Raw genomic sequence first — 26,605 nt, forward strand, 5'->3', positions numbered from 1 at the left:
CTATCTGGATCTTCTGGACCCGTACCAGCCGGCCCAGAATGAGGTGCGAGAGCACACGATGGGAGCCGAGATGACCACGATCACCGGGCACAGGAACCGCACCCGCATACCGAGGGAGGCGGAGTGCCTCGCGGCGGAACTGGAATCCGCCCGTCGCCGCATCATCGAATTGATGGGCCAGCTCGACGAAACCGCGCGCAGCCGGGACGATTTGCGCGACCGGATGCAGGCGATGACGTGGAATGCCCGTTGGGGACGCGAGCAGATCGGGTTCGGCGTGCTGTGATTCGGCTGCGCTACAGCCAGGTGGTCGGGCGGATGAGATTGGCGAGATCCACCAGGGTGTATCGATGCCGACGCTCGGGCGCTTTGCGGGCGAGCGCCCGCAGTGCCGACTCGGCCCCCGTCCGCAGGCCGTGTTCGGTGAACGGGACACCGAGAAGCGTTGCAGTCGCGGGTATTCGACCCGACCGCAACCAGTCCACCGCCACACCGAGCACGAGAACGCGGGTCTGCAGTGCACGTCGTTCGTCGTGGGCGAGGAGCTCGACCCGTTGGGCGGCTTCTAGTAGGTCCCGTTCGCACACGTCCGCGACGGGGCGGTCGTGGACCAGCACGAGCACGCTCGTCAACCGCGCTTCTGCGTAGTGTCGCGAGGTGGGCGGCACCTCGTCGAGTGCCCGGACGGCGCCGTCCCGGTCACCACGGTGATCGAGTTGCCTGGCGAGGCCGAACGCCGCGCTGACGACGCCGTGATCCGTCCGCCACACTGTGCGGTAGAACTTCTCGGCCTCTCGCCGCCACACCTCGCAGTCCTCCCCTTCCCGGTACTCACAGCGCATCTCCGCCGTCGCCGCCAGCGCGAGCTTCGGAGCATCCTCGCCGGGCAGCGCAGTCAACACGGCGTCGAAACGGGCTGGCGCCGCCTCAAAGTCGCCCTCGAGAAGCGCACATATCCCGCTGTACCAGTCGATGCGCCACGCGTCTCCGCGCTCGAGCGGCAGAGAAGACAGGATCTGCCCTGCCTCCCGGGGATGTCCGAGGTCGAGGTGCGCGCGGGCTTCGGCGAGCGGGATCTCGATGCTGGGCCCCGCACCGCCCCCCACCGCTTCCCGCGCCCGGCTCAACGAATCCAGGAGTTCCTTCGGCCTGCTGTGCACCACCGTGAGGTACGGTGCCGCCGGATCATCGGGGTTGACGAGTGGGATAGGAAGCGCCCGAGCAACACCTATCGCACTGACGCGTTCGTTGCGGCGATGCCCGTCCACATACACATCGGTGCGGCTGATGGCGAGGTCCGTGCCGAAGGTGGTGCGCTGCGGGCTGAACAGTCGGGAGAGACCGGGATTCGGACGCCCGGTCTTTTGCGCGACGATCTCCCGGAGCACGCCGTCCAACTGTGTCGACATCTCCTCGGCGGACACGAACCGACGGTCCGGATCGGCATCTGTTGCTCTGAGCAACAGCCGATGGTAGAACTCGTGCTCGGCCAGTAGCGGGGCCTGCTCCGGGGCGGGGAGACCGTCGACGTAGCGTCCCGACTCCGACGGCAGATCGATGGTGAGCGCGGCGAGCGTGCGGCCGACGGTGTAGATGTCCGAAGCCACCGTCGGACCGGTAGTGGCGATCTCCGGCGCCTGATAACCCGGGGTGCCGTAGATGTAGCCGTGGTCGCCGATGCGCGCGACCGCGCCAAGATCGATCAGCTTGAGCTGATCGTGGTCGCCGATCATGATGTTCTCGGGTTTGAGGTCGTTGTACACCAGTCCCATGGAGTGCAGATACGCCATTGCGGGCGTCACCTGGAGGATGTAGCCGATCGCCCGTTCCACCGGAAGCATCGGCCGCGGCGCACCGTCGCGTGTGTCCGCCCCGACCTCCGCCAGTACGTCCCGGAGCGTCTTCCCCCGGATGTACTCCATGACGATGTATCCGATGGGATTGCCGTCCAGCCCCGGGTGTTCGACGAAATTGAAGATCTTGACGATGCTGGGATGCGTGACTTCTGCGAGGAACCGCCGCTCGGCCAGAGCCACCTCCTGCGCCTCAGGATCGCCCGAGTGCAGCAGTCCCTTGAGCACCACCCAGCGATCGTTCACGTTGTGGTCCAGCGCGAGGTAGATCCAGCCCACCCCGCCGTGCGCCAGGCAGCCCAGCACCTCGTACTGCCCGGCGACAAGCTCGCCTGTCTCCAGTTGCGGCGAGAAGGTGAACACGGTGCCGCAGTGCTCGCAGACGCCCTCCGTGGGCCCGGGTTTCCCGCTCGTCGAACGCCCGACCGGGCGACGGCACCGGTCGCAGAACCGTTTGTTCTCCGCCACCACGGGGTTGGTGAGGAGCATCGAAAGTTCCTGTGTTCCAGGTCGGTCCACAGTCGTCGTCGCCGAGTCGGTATCGTCGGCGAACGGGTCGAACCGCACACCGCGTGTGGATTGCGGCTCAACCGGGGGTGTTCGCTGAGTTTCGTCGCTCACGGCCCGACACCTCAATCCCGATAGGTCGGGGCGGGCGGGCCCGGAACGGGGCCGAGTACGGTCAGCCACCTGTCGTAGAGCGCCATCCACGTCCCGTCGGCCCGCATCCGATCGAGGGTGCCGTTCACGAAGCGCACCAGATCCTCATGGCTCTTGTTGACGCCGATGCCGTACGGCTCCGATTCCAATGGGGGGCCGACGATCTCGAGATTCGGATCCTGGGCGGCCAGCCCGGCGAGAATCGAGTCGTCGGTGCTGGCGGCGTCGGCGTGCCGTTGCTGAAGGACCACCAGGCAGTCGTCCCAGTCGGGAACCGCGACAATCGTCGCCTCGGGTTGCACTCGCTGAACGGTGGCGAGCGACGTGGTCTCGGTGGCGGTGCACACTCGCTTGCCCGCAAGGTCCGCCGGTCCCTCGATGCCGGAACCCTTCGGCACCAGCAGTCGCTGGTAGGCCTGGAAGTAGACCGTCGAGAAGGCGACGCGCTCGGCACGTTCACACGTGATCGTGGTGCCCTTGACGACGAGATCCACCTCGTCGTTCTCCAGCGCGTCGAAGCGGCTACCGAAGGTGAGCAGCCGGTACTCGACCTTGGACGGATCGCCGAACAGATCGCGGGCAACCTCCTTCGCGACGTCGACGTCGAATCCCATCAGGGTGCCGGTGGTGGGGTCGCGGAAGCTGAAGAGGTTGGTGTTCTGGTCGAGTCCCACGACCAGGCGTCCACGGGCCAGAATGTCGGCCACCGCAGAATCAGCGGGTCGAGTTCCTGGTGGGACAGCCGGGCCGGGCCGCAGGCTGGCGAGCGCACCACACGTGTCCGGTGTGGGCGGTTCCGCCGGCGCGATGCCCGACGGAGGCAGAATCTGCGCCCCGTCGGACAACGGAAACTCGGCGTAGTCGCCGCCGGGGATCGGCGAGAGCGGTTGCGGGGTGGCGCACCCGGCGAAGAGGACGGTGGCGCACGCGCACACCAGGAGGTGCGGGCGGAAGGCGCGCCGTCTCGTCCGTCTCGGTCGATCCACCGGAATCATCAGTGGTACTCGTTCAGTCTGGGCCAGATCCCCCCACCGACGGCGAACCCGCAGAGGACGCCGATCACTATGCTACCCACCGCAAGCAGCGACAACGACCGATACGCTGCGGCCATTCCGTCCAGTTCCTCGGCGCGAAATCGCTCGATGCCGGTCCGGAGAGATTCGTCCAGGGCGGCGAACCGAGCGGTCGACGCGAGCTCGCCCGAACCGATGGCGAGGGCGCTCGCACCCGAGTAGTCGCCGGCCGCGAGCCTTTGCTGCAGCATGTCGTGGGCGGTCCGCCACCCGTCCAGCGCGGCAAGCGCGTCGGCAACCTCGGGTCGCCCGTCGCTCTGTAACCGTCCGAGGATGTCGGCCACTGCGGAGGAGTGCGCCGCGTAATCGATCTCGGACTGCTCGTCGGAGCCGCGCTGCAACAATGCCAGTGTCTCGTCCGCCCGTGCCTGCTGGGCGAGAATGCGCGATTGTGTGATGGTGGCGAGTGGTTGTGCCCCTTCGCTTCTCGCCCGGTCGATCGCCGATGTGGAGACCAGTGCGGCCGCGGCCAGCCACACCAGGAGGGTTGCGGTGAGAAGTGAGGCAACGACGAGACCGGGGTTGACGCGACGCTTACTCTTGCGCGCCAGGTAGACCTGGGCGAGGACAAGTGCGATCAGCAGTCCCGCGGTGACGACGAATGCGGCCCGCGGCAGCCGGGCACCGTGGGCCTGCGTGTCGGCGACGGACCGCGACTGTTCGATGTACAGACGCTCGGCTGCAGGCAGGATGGTGTCCTGCATCAGCGCGGACGCGTCACCAAGATAGGCGACGCCCACCGGATTGCCCGACCGGTTGTTGGCGCGGGCGGTCGCGACGAGCGTGGTGTACACGGACATGTGCCTCGACACCTCCGACAGCAGGCGCAGCGCCCCGGCGTCCGTCGAAGACACTCCGTTAGACGCAGTCACCAGGGCGTTCGATGCATCGCCGATCGCCTGGTTGTACCGGTTGCGTACCTCGCGGGGTTCGATTCCACCGGAGATGAAGGAGGTCGTGGCTGCGGCGTCGGCGATCGACAGAGAGCTGTACAGAGCTTCCGCGGCGTACGCGAGCGGTTCGGTATGCGTCCGTAGCACGTCGATCCGCTGTTGACGGGCACCGATCGCGGCCGAAGCGATGGCCCCCGTCGCGAGTGCTGCAGTCACCAGTGCGATGCCCAGCACGGAGAGCCGGCCCGGTGTCGAGGCAAGAAATTCGCGCCAGGGCTGCCGTCGGGATTCGGGCTCGACGAGCAGTGACTCGTCCAGCGAGTGCTCTTCGGTGACGGCGTTGTCTCCGCGGTGGAACACGGTGTCCTCCTCCGCCGAGGTGTACTGCCAGTGTGCCCGATTTTCGCCGTATCGTGCCGAAAAGTCGATGTCGGGGGCCGGACACAGAAACGAGGACAGGGACCCGGTTCGGTCCCTGTCCTCGAGTTCGATGCGGGTTCGTCAGAGTTGCTCGCGCGCTGAAACTCCGACGAGTTGCTCCGATTCGGGGTTGGGTGCCGATGCTTCTTCGGCCGCGGGGACGGTGCACTGCGGTTCCGCAGCCGACCGGCTGCGGCGGCGGAATTCGTAACCGATCAGGATGAAGACCAGGGTCACCACACTGAGCCAGAACTGCGAACGGGTGGTGGGCAGAACCGCCATCGCGGCAATCACGGCCCCCATCAAACCGATGGTCGCGTAACTCAGCCACGGGAACAGCCACATCTTCAGGCTGAGGGCCGAGGGGTCCTGCGCTTCGAGCTTCTTCCGCAGGGCGACCTGGGAGAGGGCGATCATGAGGTAGACGAAGAGCGCGACGGCGCCGTAGGAGTTCACCAGGAACGAGAACACCAGGTCCGGGGAGACGAAGGCCGCGACCACGGATGCATACCCGATCACCGTGCCGGCCAGGATCGCGCGCCGTGGCACCCCGCCGCGGGACAGGTGCGTGAACATCCGGGGGGCGTCGCCGTTCCGAGTGAGGGCGAACAGCATTCGGGAGGAGGTGTAGAGCGCCGAGTTCAGGCAGGACAGCACCGCGGTGAGGATGACGATGTTCATGATCGTGGCGACGCCGGGAATGTGCAGGGCCGAGAGGGCTGCTGCATAGGGGCTGACTCCGACGGCCTCGGTGCTCCACGGCACGACCGCGACGACGACGAAGATGGAGCCGACGTAGAACGTGATGATCCGGACCACGATGGAGCGCATCGCCCGGGCGACCGCCTTCTTCGGCTCCGCCGATTCGGCCGCCGCGATGGTCACGATCTCGGCGCCGGTGAAGAAGGCGACACAGGGGACGACCGCCGCTAGCACCGCGCCCCAACCGAGCGGGGCGAACCCGCCGTGGCTGACGAGGTTCGCGACTCCGGGAGTCGAGTCGGGCCACAGTCCGGTGATCCAGAGTGCGCCCAACCCCAGGAAGAGGACGATCGCGATCACCTTGATCGAGGAGAACCAGTACTCGAACTCGCCGAATGAACGCGCAGAGACAAGATTAGTGCAGGTCAGGATGACGAGGAGGCCGAGACTGAGGATCCACAGCGGCGCGGACGGTAGATACAGCTGCAGTATGCGCCCGCCCGCAATGGCCTCGACGGCGACGACGATGACGAAGAAGTACCAGTACATCCACCCGACGGAGAAGCCGGCGCGATTACCGAGCGCTTCCCGGGCGTAGACGTAGAAAGATCCGACGACGGGCTTCGCCACCGCCATTTCCGCGAGCATCCGCATGATCAGGAGGGTGATGACCCCCGCGATCAGGAACGACACGATCGCTGCCGGGCCGGCGTTCTCGATGACGACGCCGCTGCCGACGAACAATCCGGCACCGATCACGCCACCGAGGGCGATGAGGTTCATGTGCCGTTTCTTCAGGCCTTTTCCGAGGCCGGAGTCCTGAGTTCGGACCGGGGGTGGTGTTGAGGTCACGTCTTCCTCCACTGTGCGCTGACCGGGATCGTCAGGTCGCCATCGCGGTCCGGGGCGGACCGTCGGCGGTTCGGAACGGAGAACAGTGCCGGCGGGAGATACGGGAGACGATCTACCGCGAACTGAACTGTTGGTGTGATTCACAACACTGTATGGAGGGTGTGGAGGGGAGCACAGTGCCAGTTCGGGCACACCTCTGAGGTCCAGATCCAGGTGAGGAGGGAAAGGGAGGTACGCGAGAGGGCGGGGACAGTTCGATGCGCCTGCGTGACCCACGCGCAGGCGCATCGAAAGTCCTAGCCTTCGGTGTCACGGGCAGTCGCGCCGCACTCACCGCATGCCTGCATCAGCGCCGCACTGCGCGGGCGCCCGGCACGGGCCGGCAACCGAACCGCGGACCGGAAGCGCGACGCAGGTCGGCCATCGGAGTCGATCGTCGGATGGGTACGGCGACCCGCCCTCCGCGCCGCCGGGAGGAGCGGCGACCAGGGCCAGTGCCGGCCGACGCTGCGCCGCGCCCGCAGGAAGCCGAGGCCGAGTACGAGCCCGAAGATCAGGTGCCCGATCAACGAGAGTGCGAGCGTCGTCGGCGTGAGCGGAAACATGGCTTGCTGCCCGTCCGGCGACAGGGCGACCGTGGCGATGAGGCCGGCCCACACCGGGAACACCGCGAAGGCGACGGAGGTGAGGACGACGGTGCGGCGTGACAAGTGCTGAAGGCCCAAGGCAAGGGCGATGAGGAAGAAACCGATCCCGATTCCGCCTCCGTCACCGATGTAACGCCAGAGATAACCGACGATCGCGCCGGTCCGAGTGTCGGATCCCGCGTGGAGCCAGGTACCCATTTTCGGAATGAAGTCACCCCACAGGTCGAGCAGGTACACGGTATCGAGGCGGAAGATGTCGTAGACCAGACACGCGAACATCCCCCAGCCGAGGCCATGGCCGACGATGCGGTCGATCGGGTGCGGAGCGAATACGCACAACACCGCGAGGGCGGCCGCGAGTGGAATGATCACCAGCGCGCCGGTGGTGTTCATCGGCACGACACCGAACACCTGCGCCGAGATCGCCAGTAGCGGTAAGGCGGCGAGCAGAAGGTACAGGCCTGTCCGGGTAAGGGTCCAGTGGTGGCGGACTCGCTTCGGGCCGGATTCGACGGTGGGCGCGGCGGTTCGCGCCAACTCGTGATCGTGCGCGGCGGGTGCAGTGGTGCCGAGGTTGTGCGACACAGGGGTGAGTTCCTTTCGATGGAGGGAGCTTCTTTCTCTGAGGGTCCCGTTCTGACGTTCTCAGCGTCCGGCAGATGGGCGGGTGTGAACAGTCACCTGAGGGTTAGTAATCGTCACCCTGAACGCCTTTGGATAGCCGAAGTCGTAAAACCGTTTCGACACAGTTGAATACGTCCCGCCTCTCAGAGAACGCCGCATCCATGACTCCGCGGATATTCGAGTCTTGCTCACTGCTCCGGTGTTAACGTGGACGCACAGGGCGACCGGAGAGGTGCTTTCGATGAATGGTTCCATTCGGAGATTGGCCACCGTGGCACTGACACTGGTCGCTGCCGTGTTCATCGTCTCCCCACCGTCGGCGTATGGCTTCGCCGAAGACATCTGCTACGGCCCGGACGGTGCACCGCCACACAACTGCGCGCCTCTTCCGCCCAGCTGTTCGCTCGACGACCCCAACGGCCCGATCTGCGGCCTCGAGGCATTCGCGCGCTACGGGTATACCCTGCGTCAACCGCTCGGTGGACGCAGCCTCGTGCACGCCGACTCCACGTACATCATCGCCCGCACCGTCGGCTTCTCGGCGCGCGACGCCTATTGGATCGCGGCATACGACGAAGCGACCGACCTCGGCACCTTCACGCCGCGCGATATCAACGGCCGACTCGTCCCCGACGCGGACGCCTGGACCACCAAGGACATCGGCGGCCTCGTGCGCACCCACTTCGCCACCGGTGGGTTTCTGTTCCACTTTCTGCCGACGATGCGTGGACCGCTCGATCCCGAACCCGACGGCTCGCGACCCGATATCGGTGATCCGCGACACGAGGTCATGCTCACGCACGTGCGGCGCTGGGCCATGGCAGGCCCGGGTAGTAGCACGCCACTGTGCACGGCTGGCTTCACCAATCCGTCCGCGGACGGCGACTATGCCACCGGCACAGGGTGTTACGGAGACGATCGGCCCGCACAGATCAACGGTGTGTACAGCCTCGAGACCCCGGTCGCAATTCCGTTCACCAACGTGACCGGGCAGCAGGTTATTTCGGGGGAAGTCCGATCGTCGCAATTCGATTCCTGGATCGGTAGCGAATCTTCGAACGCGAGAATCGGCATCTACCTGCATGCTCTCGGTGACCGCATTTCGCATCATGTCTGCACCGACGCCGGGACGATCACTGCACCATCGCCGGATCGGCCGGAGTTCCGGATCGATCTGAACAAACCCACGTGTGATCAGGGTCCGCACGCAGTCCGGCACGAGTACGAGACCGGTGTGGATTTCGCCGGGCTCGCGCCCGAGGATCAGACCACAGAGGCGGCGCTGTCGATGGTCTACGACGAACTCGTCGACTTCGCACGAATCCGCGGAACTCTCGATGCCCGGGCCCGGGCACCTGAGACGAAGAATGCACTCCTGCACGACGGCCTTCTGCCTGCGCTGGAAGTCCGGCAGCCGGTCGAGCGTCTGCACGCCGTCACCGAGGTCGGATGCCGATTCGGTGTACCGGCATTCCCCGGAAATCCGGCGTGCCGCGGCTGATCGTTGCGCACTGAACGGGCCCGCGCAGGAACAGCCTGGATGCTCGTAAAGTTGGTGGTATTCGTGGGTTGGAGGTACGAAAATGGCAACCACCACCGTGCCGACGAGTAGCTCGATTCTCCCGGCGGGTCCGACTCTGGGGGTGGAGGAGGAGTTCGTCCTCGTCGACCCGAACACCGGACGACCCAGTCTGTACAACACCGAGGTGTGCGACGCCGCGAACGAGCTGGGCATCGTCCTGCAGCGCGAGTTCTGTCGCTGCCAGATCGAAACGTCGACGTCGGTCGGCACCCACATCCGCGATCTGCGCGATCAGTTGTGTGAATCGCGCGCGGTGACCGCCGACGCCGCTGCCCGCACCGGATGCCAGCTCCTGGCAGTCGGAACGCCGATGTACGACCCGCCACCGAATTCGAATTCGATAACCGACACACCGCGGTATCAGCAGATGGCCGCGCGATTCGGCGCCCTCTCCACGGGCGTGATGTGTGGCTGTCACGTGCACGTCGGCATCGAGGACCGCGAGCAAGCGGTGCAGGTGAGCAACCATCTGCGGCCCTGGTTGCCGGCGCTGCTGGCGCTGACCGCCAATTCCCCCATCGCCGGTGGCCTCGATACCGGTTATGCGAGCTGGCGGTACGTCCTGTTCGGCCGGTGGCCCAGTGCGGGACCGCCACCGTACTTCCAGTCGGCGCAGCATTACGACGACGCGGTGCAGGTGATGCTCGAGACCGGCGCCATCCTCGATACCGGAATGGTCTATTGGGATGTGCGGGTGTCGAATCATCTCCCCACTGTCGAGATCCGGATCAGTGACGTCCCTGCCACCATCAGGGAGACGATGACCCTGACCACCCTGGTGCACGCGTTGGTCATGACCGCGATCAGGGCGATCCACCGCGGCGAATCGGCGCCGGCGATCGATCAGCAGGTGCTGCGCGGGGCGTGTTGGTTGGCGGCCCGCGACGGGCTCGCCGGGCACGGTCTCGATCCGGTGACCGCGCACCGGGTGCCCGCGCACCGCCTGGTGTACCAACTTCTGGCACACGTCAAGCCGGCTCTGGCGGAGCTCGGTGAGTACTGGCAGGTGAATACGTCGCTGGCGTCGGTGCTCGATCAGGGCAACGGGGCTATCCGGCAACGCCAGACCCTTGCCCACCGGGGCAGTGTTGCCGAGGTGATCTCCGAATGCGCACGCCGCACCTTCGAAGGTTGCCTCCCCGAACCGGGCGATGCGCTGCCGCTCTGAAACCGCGGGAGGCCCCCGCGTCCCTGGTCCCTCTCCTTCCCTCAGATCTGGTTCTGGGCGGTCTGTATCTCCGAGTCGTAATGTGAGGTGACTCCCGCAAAGGTGATGTGAGTCACACATACCAGGGCGTTCGATCCGCGCCGCTCACCGGCAGGACAGGCAGGGTGGCGCGGACTTCGCCGCCGCTATTTGGAGGAAACGTGGACAGTACCGTTCCTGAACACACCGACAACTCCGGTTTGGGCAAGGGGCTCAAACGCCGGCACATGAACCTGATCGCCCTCGGTGGCGTGATCGGTGCCGGCCTTTTCGTCGGCAGCGGTGTCGTCATCGGCGGTGCGGGCCCGGCCGCGATCATCTCCTTCCTCATTGCAGGCATCATCACGTTGCTGATCATGCGGATGCTGGCGGAGATGGCGGTAGCCAGGCCGGTGGTCGGGTCGTTCTACGTCTATGCCCGGCAGGCGCTCGGACGTCGCGCCGGGTTCGCGACGGGGTGGATGTACTGGTACTTCTTCGTCATCGTTGTTGCTGTCGAGGCCGTCGCCGGCGGCCGGATCTTGCAGCTCTGGCTGCCGATGATTCCGCTGTGGCTGCTGAGCCTCGGACTGATGCTGCTGCTGACGGCCACCAACATGGTCTCCGCCCGCTCCTACGGTGAGTTCGAATACTGGTTCTCGTCGATCAAGGTCGTAGCGATCGTCCTCTTCCTCGGAATGGGTGCCCTGTGGATCACCGGGCTGTGGCCGGACTCGACGCCGGGGCTGGGCAACCTTGTCGACCATGGTGGGTTCACCCCGCTCGGCTGGGGCGCAGTGCTCGCCGCGGTCGTCCCCTGCGTCGCCTTTTATACCGGCGCCGAGATCGTGACGATTGCGGCTGCGGAGTCGGAGGAGCCGAAGCGGGCAGTGGCCCATGCCATGCGGTCGATCGTAGTGCGCATCGTGACGTTCTACGTCGGCTCCATTCTCGTCGTCGTCGCGATCCAGCCGTGGAACACCGAAAGCGTCGGTGTGAGCCCGTACGCCGCGGTGCTCGAAGTGCTCGGCATTCCCGGCGTCGCCGCGATCATGAACTTCATCGTCCTCACCGCAGTGCTCTCCTGTCTGAACTCCGCGCTGTACACCACATCGCGAATGTTGTTCGCGCTGACCCGCAACGGCGACGCACCGAAGTTCTTCACCAAGCTCTCCCACAACGGTGTGCCTCGTCGGGCGATCCTGCTCGGCACCACCGTCGGATACGTGTCGGTTGCCTGCACCTATGTGTGGGGTGACATTGTCTTCAGCTTCCTCGTCAACTCGTACGGCGCCGTCGCGCTCTTCGTGTACCTCCTGATCGCCATCTCCCAGGTGGTGCTCCGGCGCAGACTCGAACGCGAAGACCCTGCCGCACTGCAACTCCGGATGTGGTTGTTCCCGTGGCTGAGTTACGCGACCATCGCCCTGATGGCCACCGTCATCCTCGCGATGGCTTTCCTGCCGACAACCCGCTCCCAGTTCCTCATGAGCGGACTGACGCTCATCGCCATCCTGGTCACCTACGAAGTGCGGCGGTGGCTCGGCAAGGGCGGAACCGACGACGACGCGCTGTCCGGTCCTCCCCCTATCGGTTCGCAGGACGAGTCGGTCGCGGAGGCCGAGAAACGCATCGAGGCGATCGAAACGCTGGGCGGCTCGGACCTCGAACTGCTGGCAGCGGCACAACAGGATCCACACACCGACCGTCATCAGAGGAGAGAGTCATGAGCGCATCCACCACCGGCACTGCGCGCGTCAAGCGGGGCATGGCCGAGATGCTCAAGGGTGGGGTCATCATGGACGTCGTCACCCCCGATCAGGCGAAGATCGCCGAGGATGCCGGTGCGGTCGCGGTGATGGCGCTCGAGCGGGTTCCCGCGGACATCCGCGCGCAGGGTGGGGTGTCGCGGATGAGTGATCCGGACATGATCGACGGCATCATCTCCGCCGTCTCGATTCCGGTGATGGCCAAGGCCAGGATCGGGCACTTCGTCGAGGCGCAGATCCTGCAGTCCCTGGGGGTCGATTATGTCGACGAGTCCGAGGTTTTGACCCCGGCCGATTACGCGAACCACATCGACAAGTGGAAGTTCACCGTCCCGTTCGTGTGTGGTGCGACCAATCTGGGTGAGGCGTTGCGGCGGATCACCGAGGGTGCGGCGATGATCCGGTCGAAGGGTGAGGCCGGTACCGGCGACGTGTCGAACGCGACCACGCATATGCGGACCATCGGTGGGGAGATTCGCCGGTTGACGTCGCTGAGCGAGGACGAGCTGTACGTTGCGGCGAAGGAGCTGCAGGCGCCGTACGACCTGGTCGTCGAGGTGGCGAAGGCCGGGAAGTTGCCGGTCACCATGTTCACCGCCGGTGGCATCGCGACCCCGGCGGATGCGGCGATGATGATGCAGCTCGGTGCGGAGGGTGTGTTCGTCGGGTCGGGGATCTTCAAGTCCGGTAATCCGGCGGAGCGGGCCGCGGCGATCGTGAAGGCCACCACGTTCTTCGACGACCCGGACGTGCTTGCGAAGGTCTCGCGTGGACTGGGTGAGGCGATGGTCGGGATCAACGTCGACGACATCCCGGTTCCGCACCGCCTCGCCGAACGCGGCTGGTGACGTACCGAACCCACAGTCGTCGTTCAGCCCAGCAGTTCAGGGATCTCCGCTGCGCTGTCCAGTATGTGCGTGTGGGGCTCCCGGCTCAGCTTCGCCGCGTCGTGCGCGCCGGTCAGGACACCCACAACGTACCGTGCCCCGGCGTTCGTCCCGGCCCGTAGATCGTTCGGAGTGTCCCCACCCACCAGTACCTCGTCGACGCTCTGCACTCCGGCGAGTTCCATGGCGTGGAAGATGAGATAGGGCGACGGCCTGCTCATCTGCACCTGATCGCTCGTGATCACGCCGTCGATGTCCCGGCCGATCTCCCACCCGACCTGCTCCAGTAGTGGTTCCGCGATCTGGCGTGAATAGCCGGTCTGGAGAACGACCTTGATGCCGCGCTGCCGCAACGCGCCGAAGGCGTCGTGAACCCCGGGCAGTGCGGTGGGCGGAGTCTTGCGGTACGCAGCCAGAAGCATTGCGGTGAAATCGGATTCGACGGCGTCCAGTACCGTTTTCTCGGACGACGTGCCGCTCTCCCGCAGCAGGCCCTCGATGGCCTCCCGTTTGCCGGTGCCCTTCCACCTGTCGAACCGATCGTCCGGAATCGGTTTGCCGAGGTGCTTCTCGACGGTGTCGCGCAACGCGACGTACACGGCGCCGCCTTCGTCGACGCTCGTTCCGGCAATGTCCAGAGTGACCAGGGAAACCCCGTGTTCGGCCATGAGTGTGACTCCTCGCTGTTGAGCCACCGGCAGGTGATGACTGTCAGTGGGCGATCATCGACAGCACTTCGGCAATAGCGTCGCTGTTGATACCGCACGACAGGTCGAGCGTCCGGCAGCGGTCGTAGTACGGGCTCAGGTCCAGCCCGACTCCCAGCCCGTACACTTCGACGGCCCGCTCGTCCTCGTGTCGCTCGACCACGTCCTGCAGGTGGTGGTCCAGGTAGAACTCGTCGTTGGCCAGGGCGGTGGCGCCGTCCAGTGGGCTTCCGTCCGAGATCACGAACAGGAGCCTCCGGCCCTGGCGGTCCCGCATCCGGGAGCACGCCCAGTCGACGGCCTCACCGTCGACGCCCTCTTTGAACAGGTCGTTCTTCAGCAGCCCCGCGATTTCGGGACGGGCTCGGCGCCATGAGGTTTCGGCGTCCTTGAACACCAGCTGCCGCACCTCGTTGAGGCGGCCCGGGTTGCGCGGACGGCCAGACCGGAGCCAGTCTCGGCGTGCCCGTCCCCCGTTCCATGCGGCGGTCGTGAAACCCAGGATCTCGCAGCGGGCGTCGGCCAGTTCGAGTGCCCGGGCGAACACGTCGACCAGGACTGCGACCGGTTCGCCGAACTCTTTCATCGAACCGGAGCAGTCGATGAGGAAGGTCACGGTCGTGTCGGTGTGCGGCTCGGTGCGTTCGGCCCGGAAGAGTCTGCGCTCGGTTGGCGAGGTGACGAGCTGGGCGAGCCGCCGACCGTCGAGGTATCCCTCTTCCCGGCCGCCGTCCCATCCGTCGGGGACCGGTTCCGCGAGCACGGCTTTCAGCTGCCGTCCGAGTTTCCGGACGTTGAGGTGCTGCAGGTCGATGACGAGGTCGAGTCGCCGGCGGTACTCCTGGAGTAACTCCGGCCGGACGAGGGACGCGATCTGCCGGGTCTCGTCGTAGGCGCGGGTGAACACGCGATACCCGTCTCCGCCCTCCCCCAGCGCGCGACTGCGTCCCGATACTGCGGCCTGGAAGGTCTCGTCGTCTTCGGGGTCGAAGTCGAACAGGAGGGAGAACGCCGTCCGGCCGTCGCTCCGGTCGTCGGTCGAGACGTCCGTGTCGGTGGGTGACTCCAGGTGACGGCCGATCAGCTCGGCGACGGCCTGCGCGTGGATCCCGAAGTCGTTTTGCGAGAAGCGGGTTCGACGCAGCCATGGGAGGTGTCCGCCGAGAACGGAGGCGAGAGCGAACCGGGTCGATTCGATCAGGTCCTCGGTGGCCTCGGGTATCGGTTCGGCGGTGATCCGGGCCCGGCACATCTGTGTCACCGTGAACAACAGCATTCCGTGCACCGTCTCGGTCAGACCGGACGTCACGTAGTCCTGCGACCACTGCGTGAAGCGGTGGGAGAGGTTGGCGCGCACGCCGATCCACGCGTCGGCGGCCAGCGACTCGACGCGGAACTGTTCCAGGATCTCGAAGACCAGCCGACGCGCCGTATCATCCGGGCACAGGCTCCGGTGCAGGACGGGATCGGTGTGGAGGAGGCGCGACGCCATGCCGTCCGCCGCACCGCGGAAGGACGCGAAGCCGGCGCCGTCGAACGTCGGGTGGAGGTGCGGGGCGGGCATCGGCACGCGCCGATGTCCGCGGTGGAGTTCCGGTCCGCGGAAGTGCAGTCCACCCTGGCCCGCGAGGGCGCGGATCGAGGCGGCACAGAGTTCGTGAATTTCCTGCTGACGGCGGACCGATGTGGGGCGCACGGACAGTTCTGTCATGACTGCCCGCTCAGGCCGTGCTCGTCGCGAGCATCGCCGACCGCTCCAGTTCCGAGTCGAAGCACCGCTGGAAGTACTCGTAGACGACGGGCCGCTCGGCCTCGTCGCACTTGTTGACGAATGACAGCCGGAATGCGAGCGCCGGGTCGTGGAAGATCTCGATGTTCTCGGCCCAGGTGATCACCGTGCGCGGCGACATCAGCGTCGACAGGTCGCCGACGCGAAATCCGCTCCGGGTCAAATTGGCCACGGCGACCATCGACCCGATGAGCTGACGGCTCAGCGACGGCACTCGTGCGGACACGATCTCGATTTCCTGTTCCGCGGGCAGGTGATCGAGTGTCGCGACGATGTTCCAGCGATCGATCTGCGCGTGATTGAGCCGCTGCACACCGTGATACAACCCGTTGAGATTGCCCAGGCCGACGGTGTTGGCGGTGGCGAACAACCGGAACGCCGGATGCGGAGTCAGGACCCGGTTCTGATCGAGCAGGGTCAGTTTTCCGTCGCGCTCGAGGAGGCGCTGGATGACGAACATGACATCGGGACGGCCGGCGTCGTATTCGTCGAGGATCAGCGCGACGGGCCGCTGCAGTGCCCAGGGCAGAATGCCTTCCTGGAATTGGGTGACCTGCTTGCCTTCTCGGAGGACGACCGCGTCCTTGCCGATCAGGTCCAGCCGGCTGAGATGTCCGTCGAGATTGACCCGCACGCACGGCCAGTTCAGCCGAGCCGCGACCTGCTCGATGTGTGTGGACTTGCCGGTGCCGTGCAGTCCCTGGACCATCACCCGGCGGTTGCGGTCGAACCCGGCGAGCAGGGCGGTCGTCACCGCGTGATCGAACCGGTACGCGGGGTCGATGTCGGGGACGTGGTCGACGGGTTCGCGGAAGGCACGCACCGTCAGGTCGGTGTGGAGTCCGAACAGCTCGCGCGCGGACACCACGTGGCTGGGGGCCGCAGTGGTCATTTCGGGCATGCGCCCTCCTTCAGTTCAGGTCTGTCACTTCGGTCTCCGTGACCTCGTTCTCGATCTCGCCAATGGCGTCGGCCGCCCTCCGCAACGCAGGAAGGAGCTTGAGCGCCTTGTCGGGGGTGAGTCGCATGACCGGGGCCTGGACCGCAATGCAGAGATTGGAATTGCCTGTGGCGCAGGGGACGAGCACCGCGGCGCAGACGAGTCCGGGGAGGAACTCTTCGTCGTCGATGGCGTAGCCGTCGCGGCGCACCTGCTTGAGTTCGTTCTCGATCAGCTCGATGTCGGTGACGGTCTTGTTGGTGTAGCGCTCGAGCGGCATCCGCCCGAGGAGTCGCCGGCGTTGGGCGGGGCTGAGCTGTGACAGGATCATCTTGCCGCTGGCCGAGCAGTGCGCTGGCACCCGCGAACCCGCATGGAGTGTAAACCGCAGGGGCTCGGAGGTTTCCACTCGGTCGAGATACACCACTTCGCTACCCGACAGGGTGGTCACGTTGCAGCTCTCGCCGAGTTCCGCGACGAGGTTTCGGAGGATGGCGTGGCGCGCACCGTGGTGGGTGTCGTTGAGCAGCAGATTCTCGGCGAAGCGGCGCAGGCGCACGCCGGTGCCGTAATGCCTGCCGTTGTTCTGCCGGGTGAGGAGTCCGGCGCCCTCGAGCTGCTGGAGCATCCGGTGCAAGGTCGGCTTGGCCATGCCCGTCTCCTCGACGAGCCCCTGCAACGTGAACAGCTGGTCCTTGGACGCGATCATCTCGAGCAGCGCGAACAGGCGGAGCGTCGGTGTGTCTCCGGGTAGCTCCGTTGTCGGGTGTCCGTTCGACTCGTCGATCCGGTGAATCTCACCCACGGTTCCTCCTAGGCCCAGACGGCGACGCCTTCACGTCGTGTATCGAAAAATCATACATCCCGTTCCAGTTTTAGGAACATTCATTGACGAAGTGTGTGACGTGGCCTACTGTTCGAATACATCACAAAATCACGAACGAAACGTTCCGATTTTTGACATTCTCAGCCGTTTCCGGCGCACCCCTGAAGGAGGATCACGCATGAGCAAGAAGAAGAACGGTGCCGATCGCACCGCTGTCTCCGGCGTACAGAAGATGACACCGTCGGAGGCGTTCGTCGAGACCATGGTCGCGAACGGTGTGACAGACATGTTCGGCATCATGGGTTCGGCCTTCATGGATGCGATGGACATCTTCGCGCCCGCCGGGATCCGGCTCGTCCCGGTGGTGCACGAGCAGGGCGCGGGACACATGGCGGATGGATACGCCCGGGTCAGCGGGCGGCACGGAATGGTGATCGGCCAGAACGGGCCGGGAATCAGCAACTGTGTCACGGCGATCGCCGCCGCATTCTGGGCACACAGCCCCGTCGTCATCGTCACCCCCGAGGCCGGCACCATGGGAACTGGCCTGGGCGGCTTCCAGGAAGCCAACCAGTTGCCGATGTTCCAGGAATTCACGAAGTACCAGGGGCACGTCAACAACCCCAAGCGCATGGCCGAGTTCACCGGCCGGTGCTTCGACCGCGCGATGTCCGAGATGGGTCCGACGCAGCTCAACATCCCGCGCGACTTCTTCTACGGCGAGATCGAGACCGAGATCCCGCAGCCCACCCGGCTCGACCGCGGTCCCGGCGGCGAAAAGAGCCTGAACGAGGCTGCAGAACTGCTCGCCCAGGCCGAATTCCCGGTGATCGTGTCCGGTGGCGGTGTGGTGATGGCCGACGGCGTCGAGGAGTGCAAGGCCCTCGCCGAGCGTCTCGGCGCCCCCGTCGTCAACAGCTACCTGCACAACGACTCGTTTCCCGCCAGCCACCCGCTGTGGACCGGACCGCTGGGCTACCAGGGTTCCAAGGCCGCGATGAAGCTGATCAGCCAGGCCGACGTGGTGCTCGCCCTCGGCACCCGTCTCGGCCCCTTCGGCACGCTGCCGCAGCACGGCATGGACTACTGGCCCAAGAACGCGAAGATCATCCAGATCGATGCGGACCACAAGATGCTCGGCCTGGTGAAGAAGGTGTCGGTCGGAATCTGTGGCGACGCGAAGGCTGCGGCCGTCGCACTCACCGAACGCCTCGAGGGCAAGGCCCTCGCGTGCGACGCCAATCGGGCGGCACGCAGCGAGAAGATCGACGCCGAGAAAGCCGCGTGGGAGAAGGAACTCGACGAGTGGACGCATGAGCGCGATCCGTTCAGCCTCGACATGATCGCCGAACAGGAAGGCGAGGAGGGCAATTGGCTGCACCCCCGCCAGGTGCTGCGTGAGCTGGAGAAGGCGATGCCGGAAGACGTGATGGTCTCCACCGACATCGGCAACATCAACTCCGTCGCCAACAGCTACCTCCGGTTCGAGAAGCCGCGCAGCTTCCTGGCTCCGATGAGCTTCGGTAACTGCGGATACGCGTTGCCCACCATCATCGGCGCGAAGGCGGCGGCACCGGAACGGCCCGCCATCGCATACGCAGGTGACGGCGCCTGGGGGATGAGCCTGGGCGAGGTCATGACCGCGGTCCGGCACGACATCCCGGTCACAGCCGTCGTCTTCCACAACCGGCAGTGGGGTGCGGAGAAGAAGAACCAGGTCGACTTCTACAACCGCCGCTTCGTCGCCGGTGAACTCGAGAGCGAGTCCTTCGCCGGGATCGCACAGGCGATGGGCGCCGAAGGCATCGTCGTCGACAAGCTCGAAGAGGTCGGCCCCGCACTGCAGCGCGCGGTCGCCGCACAGATGAACGAGGGCAAGACGACGGTCATCGAGATCATGTGCACCCGCGAACTCGGCGACCCCTTCCGCCGCGACGCGCTGTCGAAGCCGGTTCGCTTGCTCGACAAGTACAAGGACTACGTGTAGTCCGCTTTTGCGACCACGTAGCCCCCGGCGCCGATGCCGGGGGCTACGTCCCGTGCTCTTCTGGTACTGACGATCGGGCGCCGTCTGGACCTGTCGCTTCGCCGCCGCGACCCCCACACTTCTGACGGGGACAACGGCGAACGGAAGCGGTGCAACAGGGTATGGCGGCAACGGTGTGGGATCTGTCGCTGCCCGCCCTCCTCCTTGCGCTCGGCATCGTGGTGGCCGGCGGCGTAGTCCGCGGTTTCGGTGGCTTCGGTGGTGCGATGGTGTGGGTGGCGGGACTCGTCGTCCTGCTCCCGCCGACGTCGGTGATCCCCACCGTGTTCGTCCTCGAGGTCGTCGCGAGTGCAGCGATGCTGCCCCAGGTGTGGCGGCAGGTGCACTGGAAGTCGTTGCGCTGGTTGTTCGTCGGCACCCTGATCGGCATGCCGCTCGGGATGTGGGCGCTCACACAGCTGTCCGGTGACCTGGTGCGCGTGCTCCTGGGTGTGGCGATCATAGGCTCCGCCGTCGCGATGGCCGCCGTCCCCGACCGCCAGTCACTGCCCGGCCCCGGCGCGACGACCGTGACGGGCGTGGCGTCCGGCCTCCTCAACGGCGGCTTCGCCCTCGGTGGTCCACCCGCCGTCCTGATGTATTTTTCCGCGTCCTCCCACGTGGCGGCCGGGCGTGCCTCGCTCGTCGTGTTCTTTCTCGTCATCGACGCGTTCGGCGCCGCCGGCTCGGCTGCTGGTGGTCTCCTCACGGTTCCCGTCCTGGCGCAGATCGCCTTGTTCACGCCGCTCTGTATGTTCGGCGCAGCCGCGGGAAAATGGTTGTTCGACCGCACCACCGCCCAGCAGGTCCGCCAACGGGTGCTGTGGCTACTCGGCTTCCTCGGCGCCGCCGTCCTCGTGCAGGTGGCGTTGCGCTGATCGTATTTCCCAGGGCTTCGAATTGCCCGAATCATGCTGGAACAGTCTCAGACTCGACACCGACCGCTGCAGGCCGTCGAGAGTCCGAGGATCCCAGCCGGTCAGCTGTTGCCAGCGATCCAGCCGGTAGGTGATCGAGTTGGCATGCAGATGAATGTCCCGCCCGGCCGCACTGATGGAGAACCCGTTACGGGCGAACGCCAGAACCGCCTCGACGAGGTGCGGATGGTCCGCGGCGACGGTGACACCGGGCTCCAGCAGCGTGGCGAGTTCGTCGCGATGGTCGGCCAGGGTGGCGGCAACCCACTCGTCGGCGAAACGGACCACCTCGCCGGTAGGCGAGGCCAGATGCAGGACCCGGCGCGCGTCCGTGATGCTCATCGCCGCGCCGGCCAGGCCGGCGCGGGCCAATCCGATTCCGACCGTGGTGCCCGGGTGGCCGAGCCGGACCTCCCGGATGATGTCATCAACCGGTGCGCGCTGGCTCAGGGCGATGATGACGGCGCCGTGCCCACTGCATTGAGTCGTCCCCGGGATCGTGTCCAAGATGCGTTGCAGCCGTTCGAGCTGCGCTTCCGACCACTCCTCCGCAGCGACGCACACCGCTTGGAACTCGTGCTGTGGTGTGAACCCCAGCGCCTCCGCCAGCTCTCGCACATCACGGCGGTCGCCGTCGACCGACCTCGCGAGGGCCTCGAAGAACCGATATCGCACCCCCGCGCGGATGGCCTGTTCGCTTCGGGTCGCGTCGGTGTGTCCGACGGCGACCGCACTGGTGGCGGTGTGGACGAGATCCCACATCATGCCGCCTGCGCGCAGCAGGTCGGTGGTCGGCTCAGCGGCCGCGGCCACCATCGTGTTCCACAATTCGCGGGATGCGATGTGGTACGTCTCGATGACGTCGGACAGTGGCAATCCCTGCATTGCGCGGCGTCGGCCGAGCTGACGCGAACGCTCGAGGACGTCGTCGGCGAGGGGTTCGCTCTCCGCGAGTGCGTGCAGCGTCGCGACGAGCTGTCGGCTGATGTATCCACGCTGCTCGTCGATCGGAACGGCGGCGTACGACTGCAACTCGGCGCGGATCTGACCCACCGCCCGGTCGGTCACCGACTCGATCTCCTCGGAGACCCGCCGGCACAACCGCTGGATCGTGTCTTCACCCACGGACTCGGGCACCCTCTCCCTCGTTTTCCGCACTCCCGTGAAATTCACGAACCGCCTCGGCGTTTTCCGGGATTCGCCCATGGCTCGAAGGGAGTGATTCAGACCACACTAGTGCCAGAGTGCACGTCGACCGGCACCGGACCCAACCCGCGGCGCCGGTGGACGCAGTCGGAATAGGAGACAAAACAATCATGTCCAACGAGGCAAAAAGCGCCTTACTCGCGATAGGTGTCCCGTTCGCCGGGGTCCTCGGCGGTATCGTTGCCCTGGCCGGATCCACGGCCACGGTCTTCGGAGTCCCCATCCTGTTCGCGTGGTTGTTCCTGTGGATGCCGCTCACGTCGCTGTGCCTCCATCTTTCTTGGAAGCTATTCGACCGCAGAGACTTCGAAGCTACCGAGCGTGCCGAATCGGCCGCTGCGTGTGCTGGGAACGGAGCACAGTCATGACCGCGGCCTTCTTCACCCTCGTGCTCGTCCTCGCCCTCGGGGCAGGCGTGCTGTCGCGGCGCGGCAGCAAGAAGGAGATCTCCGACTATCTTGTGGGTGGCCGGTCGTTCGGTCCGCTGCTGGTCTTCATTCTGGGAGTGGGCGAGGCCTACAGCATCGGGACCCTGATCGGATTCCCCGGCGGCGTGTACGCGCACGGGGCGAGCTACGGCGTCTGGTTCATCGGGTACATCCTGCTGGCCTACCCGATCGGGTACTTCTTCGCGCCCTACCTCTGGCGTGCCGGCAAGAGATACGGCGCCATGACGTTGCCCGATGTCGCCGGACGCCACTTCCGTTCGCGTGGGCTGGAATTGACGATCGCCATCGCGTCGGTCGTATTCCTCATTCCGTGGGGCCAGCTTCAGCTTGCCGGACTGCAGATCGCGCTGACCGGTCTGGGTATCTCCATCGACCCGACCGTCGCGGTATTCGCGGGCGCAGCCCTCGCGCTGTTGTTCCTCATGCTGTCCGGGGTGCGCGCCCCCGCATTCGTGTCCTATGTCAAGGACACCGCCCTGCTGCTCGGCGCCGTCCTGATCGGACTCGCGGCAGTGATCGAGACCGGTGGGACCGAGAAGCTGTTCGCCGCAGCGGCAGCCAGTGGTGGCGGCTCGGCCTCACACTCCACGGTCACCGGGTCGTCACTGACCTTCGTCCTGACGACGATCGTGTTCCAATCGGTTGGATTCTTCATCTTCCCGATCATCGTGCAGGCCGTGCTCGCGGCGAAGTCCGAGGCGACGATCAAGCAGGTAGCCAAGTTCAATCCCCTGTACATGCTCATGTATCCGTTCCTCGTCGCTGCCGCCTTCGGGGCGATCACGTTGCTGCCGACCAAGCTCGAGGGAACGGAATCCGACCAGGTACTCCTCCAGTTGTCGCGACAGCTGCTGCCCGACTGGCTGACCGGTGTCGTTGCCGGCGGCGCGGCCCTCTGCGCGATCGTGGTGCTGTGCGGGGCTGCTCTCGGAATCGGTGCGATCGTGTCGCGCAACATCATTCCGGGGATTCCGGAATCTCGCCAGCGAATCTGGGTGCGAGGAGTGGTCGTGGCGTACCTCGCGATCTCGCTCCTGCTCACCCTCGCGACACCTCAGCTCCTGCTGACCCTGGTCAACACCGCGTACTACGGTGTCACTCAGGCCGCTGTGGTCTTCGCGACGATGGTCTTCGGATGGAAACTGCGCCCGTCGGCACTCGCCATGGGCGTGGTGCTCGGTGACATCGTGGTGCTGTGGCTATATATCGACAAGCACGGCCCCGTGTCCGCATGGCTCGCCGAGCACGGTGTCAACCTCGGCGCGGCCGCCCTGGTTCTCAACATCCTTTTCGTGGTGTCGACGCGGGTGTTCTGGCCACCCACCGATCCGATCCGCGGCCTTCGCGCCGACGGCCGGATGCCCATCGCCGCCGTGGGAACCCCGGCTGCACGCAGCGAGGTGGGTGCCTGATGTCCAGGACACTGCTCACCGCCGATTCGATTCACACCCAGGACCCGTCGTCGCCGACGGTCGAAGCGCTGGTCATCGACGGCACCGACGTGGTCGCCACCGGCACCAGGAAGGACATGGCCGACTACGCAGGAATCGGGGCCCGCCGCCTCGACCTGCCCGGTGCCACGGTGATCCCGGGACTCATCGAATCGCACATCCACCCCACCTACGCCGGCCTCACCGACGGCTGGGCCGACTGCCGGACACCACCCTGCCGGTCGATTGCCGACATCCAGCAGGCGCTGCGTGCCGCGGCCACCGGCAGCGGATGGATCAGGGGGTGGGGTTACGACGACACCCAGATCGCCGAGGGCCGGCATCCGACCCGGACGGATCTCGACGCCGTCAGCACCGACCGGCCGGTCATCGTGCTGCACATCTGCGGTCACTTCGCCGTCGCCAACACCGCCGCGCTCGCGGCCGCAGGCATCGACGAATCCACGGTGCCGGTGGACGATCCGCTGTTCCCTCGCGGCGCCGACGGTCGACTGACCGGGATGGCGTGGGAAATCGATGCGGTGGCGAGGCTCACCGCGGCGGTTCCCGCGTTGACCGGGCAGGAGGTGAACGGTGCCCTGCTTCGCAGCCTGCGGTCGGCGCGGTCGCGAGGTATCACCACGATCCACGATCTCGGCGTGGGTCTCTCGGCCGGCGAGCAGGAGCTGACCGCCTACCGCACGCTGGACGCGTCGGGTGAGCTACCGGTGCACGTCGTCGGGTTCCTACGCGGCGATATGGCGCTCGAAGCCCTCGACGACCGGGGAGTCACGTTCGAGCATGCACTCGCGGCCGGCGCGCGCTTCCGGCTGGCCGGCGCGAAGTTCTGGGCCGACGGATCGATCCAGGGGCTGTCCGCCGCACTCCGCACGCCGTACGCGTGCGACCCCAGCCATCACGGTGACTTGCTCTACCCGCAGGAGCAGCTCGACGAGATGATTGTGCGGGTGCATCGTGCGGGTGGCCAGGTCGCCGTGCACGCGAACGGCGACGCGGCGGTCGGTGCCGCGATCACCTCGCTGAGGAGAGCGCAAGCCACAGACGGCCGGGTGAGACGCCACCGCATCGAACACTGCCAGGTGAGTGCACCGAGCGATTTGGCCGCGATCCGGGAAGCCGAACTCGGGGTGAGTTTCTTCGTCAACCACGTCTTCTACTGGGGCGATCGCCACCGCGACCGGTTCCTCGGTCCCGAGCGCGCAGCCGCGATGGATCCCCTCGCCTGCGCCGACGAACTGGGGCTGCGATTCGGACTGCACTCGGACTGCCCGATCACCCCGATGGATCCGCTCGCGACCATCAGGACCGCGGTCACCAGGATGACGAGAGGCGGCACGGTGCTCGGCGGAAACCAGCGGATCGGAGTGGATCGCGCGATCCGGGCTATGACCATCGACAGCGCGTACCTGGTGCACGACGAGACCCGTGTCGGCAGTTTGACGGCGGGCCGTCGTGCGGACCTGGTGGCGCTCGACGGCAGCCTCGGGGAACTCGCGACCGGCACCACCGAAATACCGCGTCCCACAATGGTCATGATCGACGGAGAATCGGTGGGCGTGAGCTGACCCCATCAGTTGAAACGGAACTGGTGACCCGCCCTCGCTGAACAGGCGAGGGCGGGTTCGGCCTACCGGCGGAAACTCGCCTGGCACGCCTGGCCGAGGAGCGCGATACCTTCTTCGATGGAGCGCAGGGGAATCGCTCCGTAGCCGATTCGGAAGTTGTTGCGCGGCGGCACGGGCTGTGTGTAGAAGATGTCACCCCGTTCGATGAGGACTCCGCGGGTTTCCGCCTCGCGCACCAGGACCCGGCAATCGAGGTTCTCGGGCCCGGTCATCCACAGGCTGACGCCCCCGGGCGGATACGACTCCTGCGGCCATGGAAGGTACTTGTCGACGGCCGCGCAGAGGCGTTCCCATTTGTGCTTCATCTGGCTGCGGTGGTGTCGTAGTGCACGGTGGTACTCGCCGCTGTCGATCAACATGGCCAGGGCGCGCTGCTGATGGCCGGGTGGGTGGCGCAGCACGTATCGGCGGGCATTGCGCAGTTCGCGGACCAGGTCGGCGGGCCCGACGAGGTAACCGAGGCGCAGTCCGGGTGCCAGGAACTTCGAGAAGGTGCCGAGGTACACGGCGTCGCCGCTGGAGTCGAGCGCCTTGAGTGCCGGGCTGGGACTGCCGTGATAGCGGAATTCGCTGTCGTAGTCGTCCTCGACGATGACGGTGCCGGATTCGGCGGCGAGTTGTAGCAGGTGCTGACGCCGGTCGATTCCGAGAGTCGCATTGGTCGGATGATGGTGACTGGGCGTCAGGTACATCAGATCGGTGCCGCGCAGAGTTTCGGGTGGGCGCAGGCCGCGCTCGTCGACATCGATGCCGTACACCTGGGCGCCGGTGCGCAGAAAGATGTGCCGGGCATCGAGATAGCCCGGGTTCTCGATGGCCACGCGGTGTTCCGGGCCGAGCAGCACCCGCCCGACGAGGTCCAGGCCTTGCTGTGATCCGACGGTGATGAGTACTTCGTCCGCACTCGCCTCGATTCCGCGGGACGGCAGCAGGTGCTGGCGGATCATGTCGATGAGCATCGGGTCGTCCGCTCCGACGCTGTCCTGAAGGCTCGCGTAGGCGTGCGGTTGATACAGCGCGTCACGCAGGCAGCGCACCCACGCGCGGGCGGGAAAGCTCCGGATGTCGATCTGGCCGGCCAGGAAGGGGTAGGGATAGCTGTGCCAGTCGAGATTCTTCTCTATGTGCGGAACGTCGACGTCGGCGTAACGCCTTATCCGGGTGGACCAGTCGATGCGTGGGATGGTCGCGCGCGCGTCGGATGCCAGGGTCTCGATCATGTCGGGATTCACGAACATGCCCGACCGCTGATGGCTCTGGACCAGACCCTCCGCGATCAGCTCCTGATAGGCCAGATTGATCGTGTTTCGCGAAATCGCCAGGTCGACGGCAAGCTCGCGGGAGCTCGGAAGGCGGTGACGTGGATCGAAGAGTCCGTTGGCGATGCCGTGCTCGATCGCCCGCCGAACCTGACGGTAGAGCGGCTCGGTGGAAGTGCGGTCGACCTCGATCAGTGTTCTCGGCACGCATCGCCTCCTGTACATCAACGGCGGGCTGACGACGAGGCCGGCCCGGCACGCC

Annotated in this window: 21 protein-coding genes; 10 read left to right on the plus strand and 11 right to left on the minus strand. The window is 66.0% G+C overall.

The annotated features are described in order from the left end of the window. Positions 1 to 70 precede the first annotated feature (70 nt). Complete coding sequence (locus JQT59_RS06735; RefSeq protein WP_213575473.1) at positions 71 to 286, plus strand: hypothetical protein; 216 nt, start codon at positions 71 to 73, stop codon at positions 284 to 286. A gap of 10 nt (positions 287 to 296) precedes the next feature. Here the strand turns inward: JQT59_RS06735 and JQT59_RS06740 are convergent, their stop codons facing one another. The 5 genes from JQT59_RS06740 to JQT59_RS06760 form a co-directional block, all read right to left on the minus strand. Continuing rightward, positions 297 to 2,474, minus strand: coding sequence for a serine/threonine-protein kinase (locus JQT59_RS06740; RefSeq protein ID WP_213575474.1), 2,178 nt, complete (start codon positions 2,472 to 2,474; stop codon positions 297 to 299). A gap of 11 nt (positions 2,475 to 2,485) precedes the next feature. Then, positions 2,486 to 3,508 (minus strand): glutamate ABC transporter substrate-binding protein, encoded by a 1,023-nt coding sequence (locus JQT59_RS06745; protein ID WP_213575475.1) that lies wholly within the window; start codon positions 3,506 to 3,508, stop codon positions 2,486 to 2,488. Further along, positions 3,508 to 4,839, minus strand: a complete 1,332-nt coding sequence (locus JQT59_RS06750; RefSeq protein WP_213575476.1) for a GlnX family signal transduction membrane protein — start codon at positions 4,837 to 4,839, stop codon at positions 3,508 to 3,510. The genes JQT59_RS06745 and JQT59_RS06750 overlap by 1 nt, the downstream gene beginning before the upstream one ends. 141 nt (positions 4,840 to 4,980) lie before the next feature. Then, complete coding sequence (locus JQT59_RS06755; protein ID WP_249354553.1) at positions 4,981 to 6,384, minus strand: amino acid permease; 1,404 nt, start codon at positions 6,382 to 6,384, stop codon at positions 4,981 to 4,983. A gap of 365 nt (positions 6,385 to 6,749) precedes the next feature. Then, the gene (locus JQT59_RS06760; RefSeq protein ID WP_213575478.1) at positions 6,750 to 7,685 is read right to left on the minus strand and encodes a hypothetical protein; all 936 of its coding nucleotides are present in this window, start codon (positions 7,683 to 7,685) and stop codon (positions 6,750 to 6,752) included. A gap of 280 nt (positions 7,686 to 7,965) precedes the next feature. Here JQT59_RS06760 and JQT59_RS06765 point away from each other — a divergent pair, with 280 nt between their 5' ends. The 4 genes from JQT59_RS06765 (at position 7,966) to pdxS (ending at position 13,109) form a co-directional block, all read left to right on the plus strand. Further along, entirely contained in the window at positions 7,966 to 9,225 is a 1,260-nt protein-coding gene (locus tag JQT59_RS06765) for a hypothetical protein (RefSeq protein ID WP_213575479.1), read from the plus strand. An 82-nt stretch (positions 9,226 to 9,307) separates the two neighbouring features. Then, entirely contained in the window at positions 9,308 to 10,474 is a 1,167-nt protein-coding gene (locus JQT59_RS06770; RefSeq protein WP_213575480.1) for a glutamate--cysteine ligase 2, read from the plus strand. Between the two features lie 200 nt (positions 10,475 to 10,674). After that, on the plus strand, positions 10,675 to 12,222 hold the full coding sequence (locus JQT59_RS06775) for an amino acid permease (protein WP_213575481.1): 1,548 nt from the start codon (positions 10,675 to 10,677) through the stop codon (positions 12,220 to 12,222). Beyond that, positions 12,219 to 13,109 (plus strand): pyridoxal 5'-phosphate synthase lyase subunit PdxS, encoded by an 891-nt coding sequence (gene pdxS, locus JQT59_RS06780; RefSeq protein ID WP_109334706.1) that lies wholly within the window; start codon positions 12,219 to 12,221, stop codon positions 13,107 to 13,109. The genes JQT59_RS06775 and pdxS overlap by 4 nt, the downstream gene beginning before the upstream one ends. 23 nt (positions 13,110 to 13,132) lie before the next feature. Here pdxS and JQT59_RS06785 read toward each other — a convergent pair whose 3' ends face one another. The 4 genes from JQT59_RS06785 to JQT59_RS06800 are packed head-to-tail and all read right to left on the minus strand — an operon-like array spanning position 13,133 to position 17,389. Next, positions 13,133 to 13,816 carry a phosphonatase-like hydrolase gene (locus JQT59_RS06785; RefSeq protein ID WP_213575482.1) on the minus strand — a complete coding sequence of 228 codons (684 nt, stop codon included), beginning with the start codon at positions 13,814 to 13,816 and terminating at the stop codon, positions 13,133 to 13,135. Positions 13,817 to 13,859: 43 nt separating this feature from the next. Beyond that, positions 13,860 to 15,566: a cobaltochelatase CobT-related protein gene (locus JQT59_RS06790; protein ID WP_213575483.1), complete on the minus strand. Its 1,707-nt coding sequence runs from the start codon at positions 15,564 to 15,566 to the stop codon at positions 13,860 to 13,862. A 10-nt stretch (positions 15,567 to 15,576) separates the two neighbouring features. Beyond that, positions 15,577 to 16,545 (minus strand): AAA family ATPase, encoded by a 969-nt coding sequence (locus tag JQT59_RS06795; RefSeq protein ID WP_213575484.1) that lies wholly within the window; start codon positions 16,543 to 16,545, stop codon positions 15,577 to 15,579. A 10-nt stretch (positions 16,546 to 16,555) separates the two neighbouring features. Then, positions 16,556 to 17,389 carry an IclR family transcriptional regulator gene (locus tag JQT59_RS06800; protein ID WP_213575485.1) on the minus strand — a complete coding sequence of 278 codons (834 nt, stop codon included), beginning with the start codon at positions 17,387 to 17,389 and terminating at the stop codon, positions 16,556 to 16,558. Between the two features lie 199 nt (positions 17,390 to 17,588). Between JQT59_RS06800 and xsc the strand changes: the two genes are divergently transcribed. Further along, complete coding sequence (gene xsc / locus JQT59_RS06805) at positions 17,589 to 19,397, plus strand: sulfoacetaldehyde acetyltransferase (protein ID WP_109334701.1); 1,809 nt, start codon at positions 17,589 to 17,591, stop codon at positions 19,395 to 19,397. A gap of 161 nt (positions 19,398 to 19,558) precedes the next feature. Beyond that, positions 19,559 to 20,314 (plus strand): sulfite exporter TauE/SafE family protein, encoded by a 756-nt coding sequence (locus JQT59_RS06810; protein WP_213575486.1) that lies wholly within the window; start codon positions 19,559 to 19,561, stop codon positions 20,312 to 20,314. Here JQT59_RS06810 and JQT59_RS06815 read toward each other — a convergent pair. Continuing rightward, a complete protein-coding gene (locus tag JQT59_RS06815; protein WP_213575487.1) occupies positions 20,264 to 21,490 on the minus strand; it encodes a PucR family transcriptional regulator in 1,227 nt (408 codons plus the stop codon). The genes JQT59_RS06810 and JQT59_RS06815 overlap by 51 nt on opposite strands. 179 nt (positions 21,491 to 21,669) lie before the next feature. On the opposite strand from JQT59_RS06815, the gene JQT59_RS06820 reads away from it, so the two are divergent. Genes JQT59_RS06820 through JQT59_RS06830 form a run of 3 tightly spaced genes read left to right on the plus strand, consistent with a single transcriptional unit; the run spans position 21,670 to position 25,024 of the window. Beyond that, positions 21,670 to 21,927: a DUF3311 domain-containing protein gene (locus JQT59_RS06820; RefSeq protein ID WP_213575488.1), complete on the plus strand. Its 258-nt coding sequence runs from the start codon at positions 21,670 to 21,672 to the stop codon at positions 21,925 to 21,927. Continuing rightward, the gene (locus tag JQT59_RS06825; RefSeq protein ID WP_213575489.1) at positions 21,924 to 23,420 is read left to right on the plus strand and encodes a sodium:solute symporter family protein; all 1,497 of its coding nucleotides are present in this window, start codon (positions 21,924 to 21,926) and stop codon (positions 23,418 to 23,420) included. The genes JQT59_RS06820 and JQT59_RS06825 overlap by 4 nt, the downstream gene beginning before the upstream one ends. Further along, positions 23,420 to 25,024 (plus strand): amidohydrolase, encoded by a 1,605-nt coding sequence (locus JQT59_RS06830; protein WP_213575490.1) that lies wholly within the window; start codon positions 23,420 to 23,422, stop codon positions 25,022 to 25,024. The genes JQT59_RS06825 and JQT59_RS06830 overlap by 1 nt, the downstream gene beginning before the upstream one ends. A 62-nt stretch (positions 25,025 to 25,086) precedes the next feature. Here JQT59_RS06830 and pdxR read toward each other — a convergent pair whose 3' ends face one another. Then, positions 25,087 to 26,550, minus strand: coding sequence for a MocR-like pyridoxine biosynthesis transcription factor PdxR (pdxR, locus tag JQT59_RS06835; protein ID WP_213575491.1), 1,464 nt, complete (start codon positions 26,548 to 26,550; stop codon positions 25,087 to 25,089). Positions 26,551 to 26,605: the final 55 nt, after the last annotated feature.

This window comes from Rhodococcus sp. USK13 (genome assembly GCF_018343855.1).
Taxonomy (GTDB): Bacteria; Actinomycetota; Actinomycetes; order Mycobacteriales; family Mycobacteriaceae; genus Rhodococcus_F; species Rhodococcus_F oxybenzonivorans.

What these genes read in the sequence shown, in the direction of transcription:
- JQT59_RS06735 (WP_213575473.1), top strand. Translation starts at nt 71, where the DNA reads ATGACCACGATCACCGGGCACAGGAACCGCACCCGCATACCGAGGGAG.
- JQT59_RS06745 (WP_213575475.1), bottom strand. Translation starts at nt 3,508, where the DNA reads ATGATTCCGGTGGATCGACCGAGACGGACGAGACGGCGCGCCTTCCGC.
- JQT59_RS06755 (WP_249354553.1), bottom strand. Translation starts at nt 6,384, where the DNA reads ATGAACCTCATCGCCCTCGGTGGCGTGATCGGTGCCGGATTGTTCGTC.
- JQT59_RS06765 (WP_213575479.1), top strand. Translation starts at nt 7,966, where the DNA reads ATGAATGGTTCCATTCGGAGATTGGCCACCGTGGCACTGACACTGGTC.
- JQT59_RS06770 (WP_213575480.1), top strand. Translation starts at nt 9,308, where the DNA reads ATGGCAACCACCACCGTGCCGACGAGTAGCTCGATTCTCCCGGCGGGT.
- pdxS (WP_109334706.1), top strand. Translation starts at nt 12,219, where the DNA reads ATGAGCGCATCCACCACCGGCACTGCGCGCGTCAAGCGGGGCATGGCC.
- JQT59_RS06785 (WP_213575482.1), bottom strand. Translation starts at nt 13,816, where the DNA reads ATGGCCGAACACGGGGTTTCCCTGGTCACTCTGGACATTGCCGGAACG.
- JQT59_RS06790 (WP_213575483.1), bottom strand. Translation starts at nt 15,566, where the DNA reads ATGACAGAACTGTCCGTGCGCCCCACATCGGTCCGCCGTCAGCAGGAA.
- JQT59_RS06795 (WP_213575484.1), bottom strand. Translation starts at nt 16,545, where the DNA reads ATGCCCGAAATGACCACTGCGGCCCCCAGCCACGTGGTGTCCGCGCGC.
- xsc (WP_109334701.1), top strand. Translation starts at nt 17,589, where the DNA reads ATGAGCAAGAAGAAGAACGGTGCCGATCGCACCGCTGTCTCCGGCGTA.
- JQT59_RS06810 (WP_213575486.1), top strand. Translation starts at nt 19,559, where the DNA reads ATGGCGGCAACGGTGTGGGATCTGTCGCTGCCCGCCCTCCTCCTTGCG.
- JQT59_RS06820 (WP_213575488.1), top strand. Translation starts at nt 21,670, where the DNA reads ATGTCCAACGAGGCAAAAAGCGCCTTACTCGCGATAGGTGTCCCGTTC.
- JQT59_RS06825 (WP_213575489.1), top strand. Translation starts at nt 21,924, where the DNA reads ATGACCGCGGCCTTCTTCACCCTCGTGCTCGTCCTCGCCCTCGGGGCA.
- JQT59_RS06830 (WP_213575490.1), top strand. Translation starts at nt 23,420, where the DNA reads ATGTCCAGGACACTGCTCACCGCCGATTCGATTCACACCCAGGACCCG.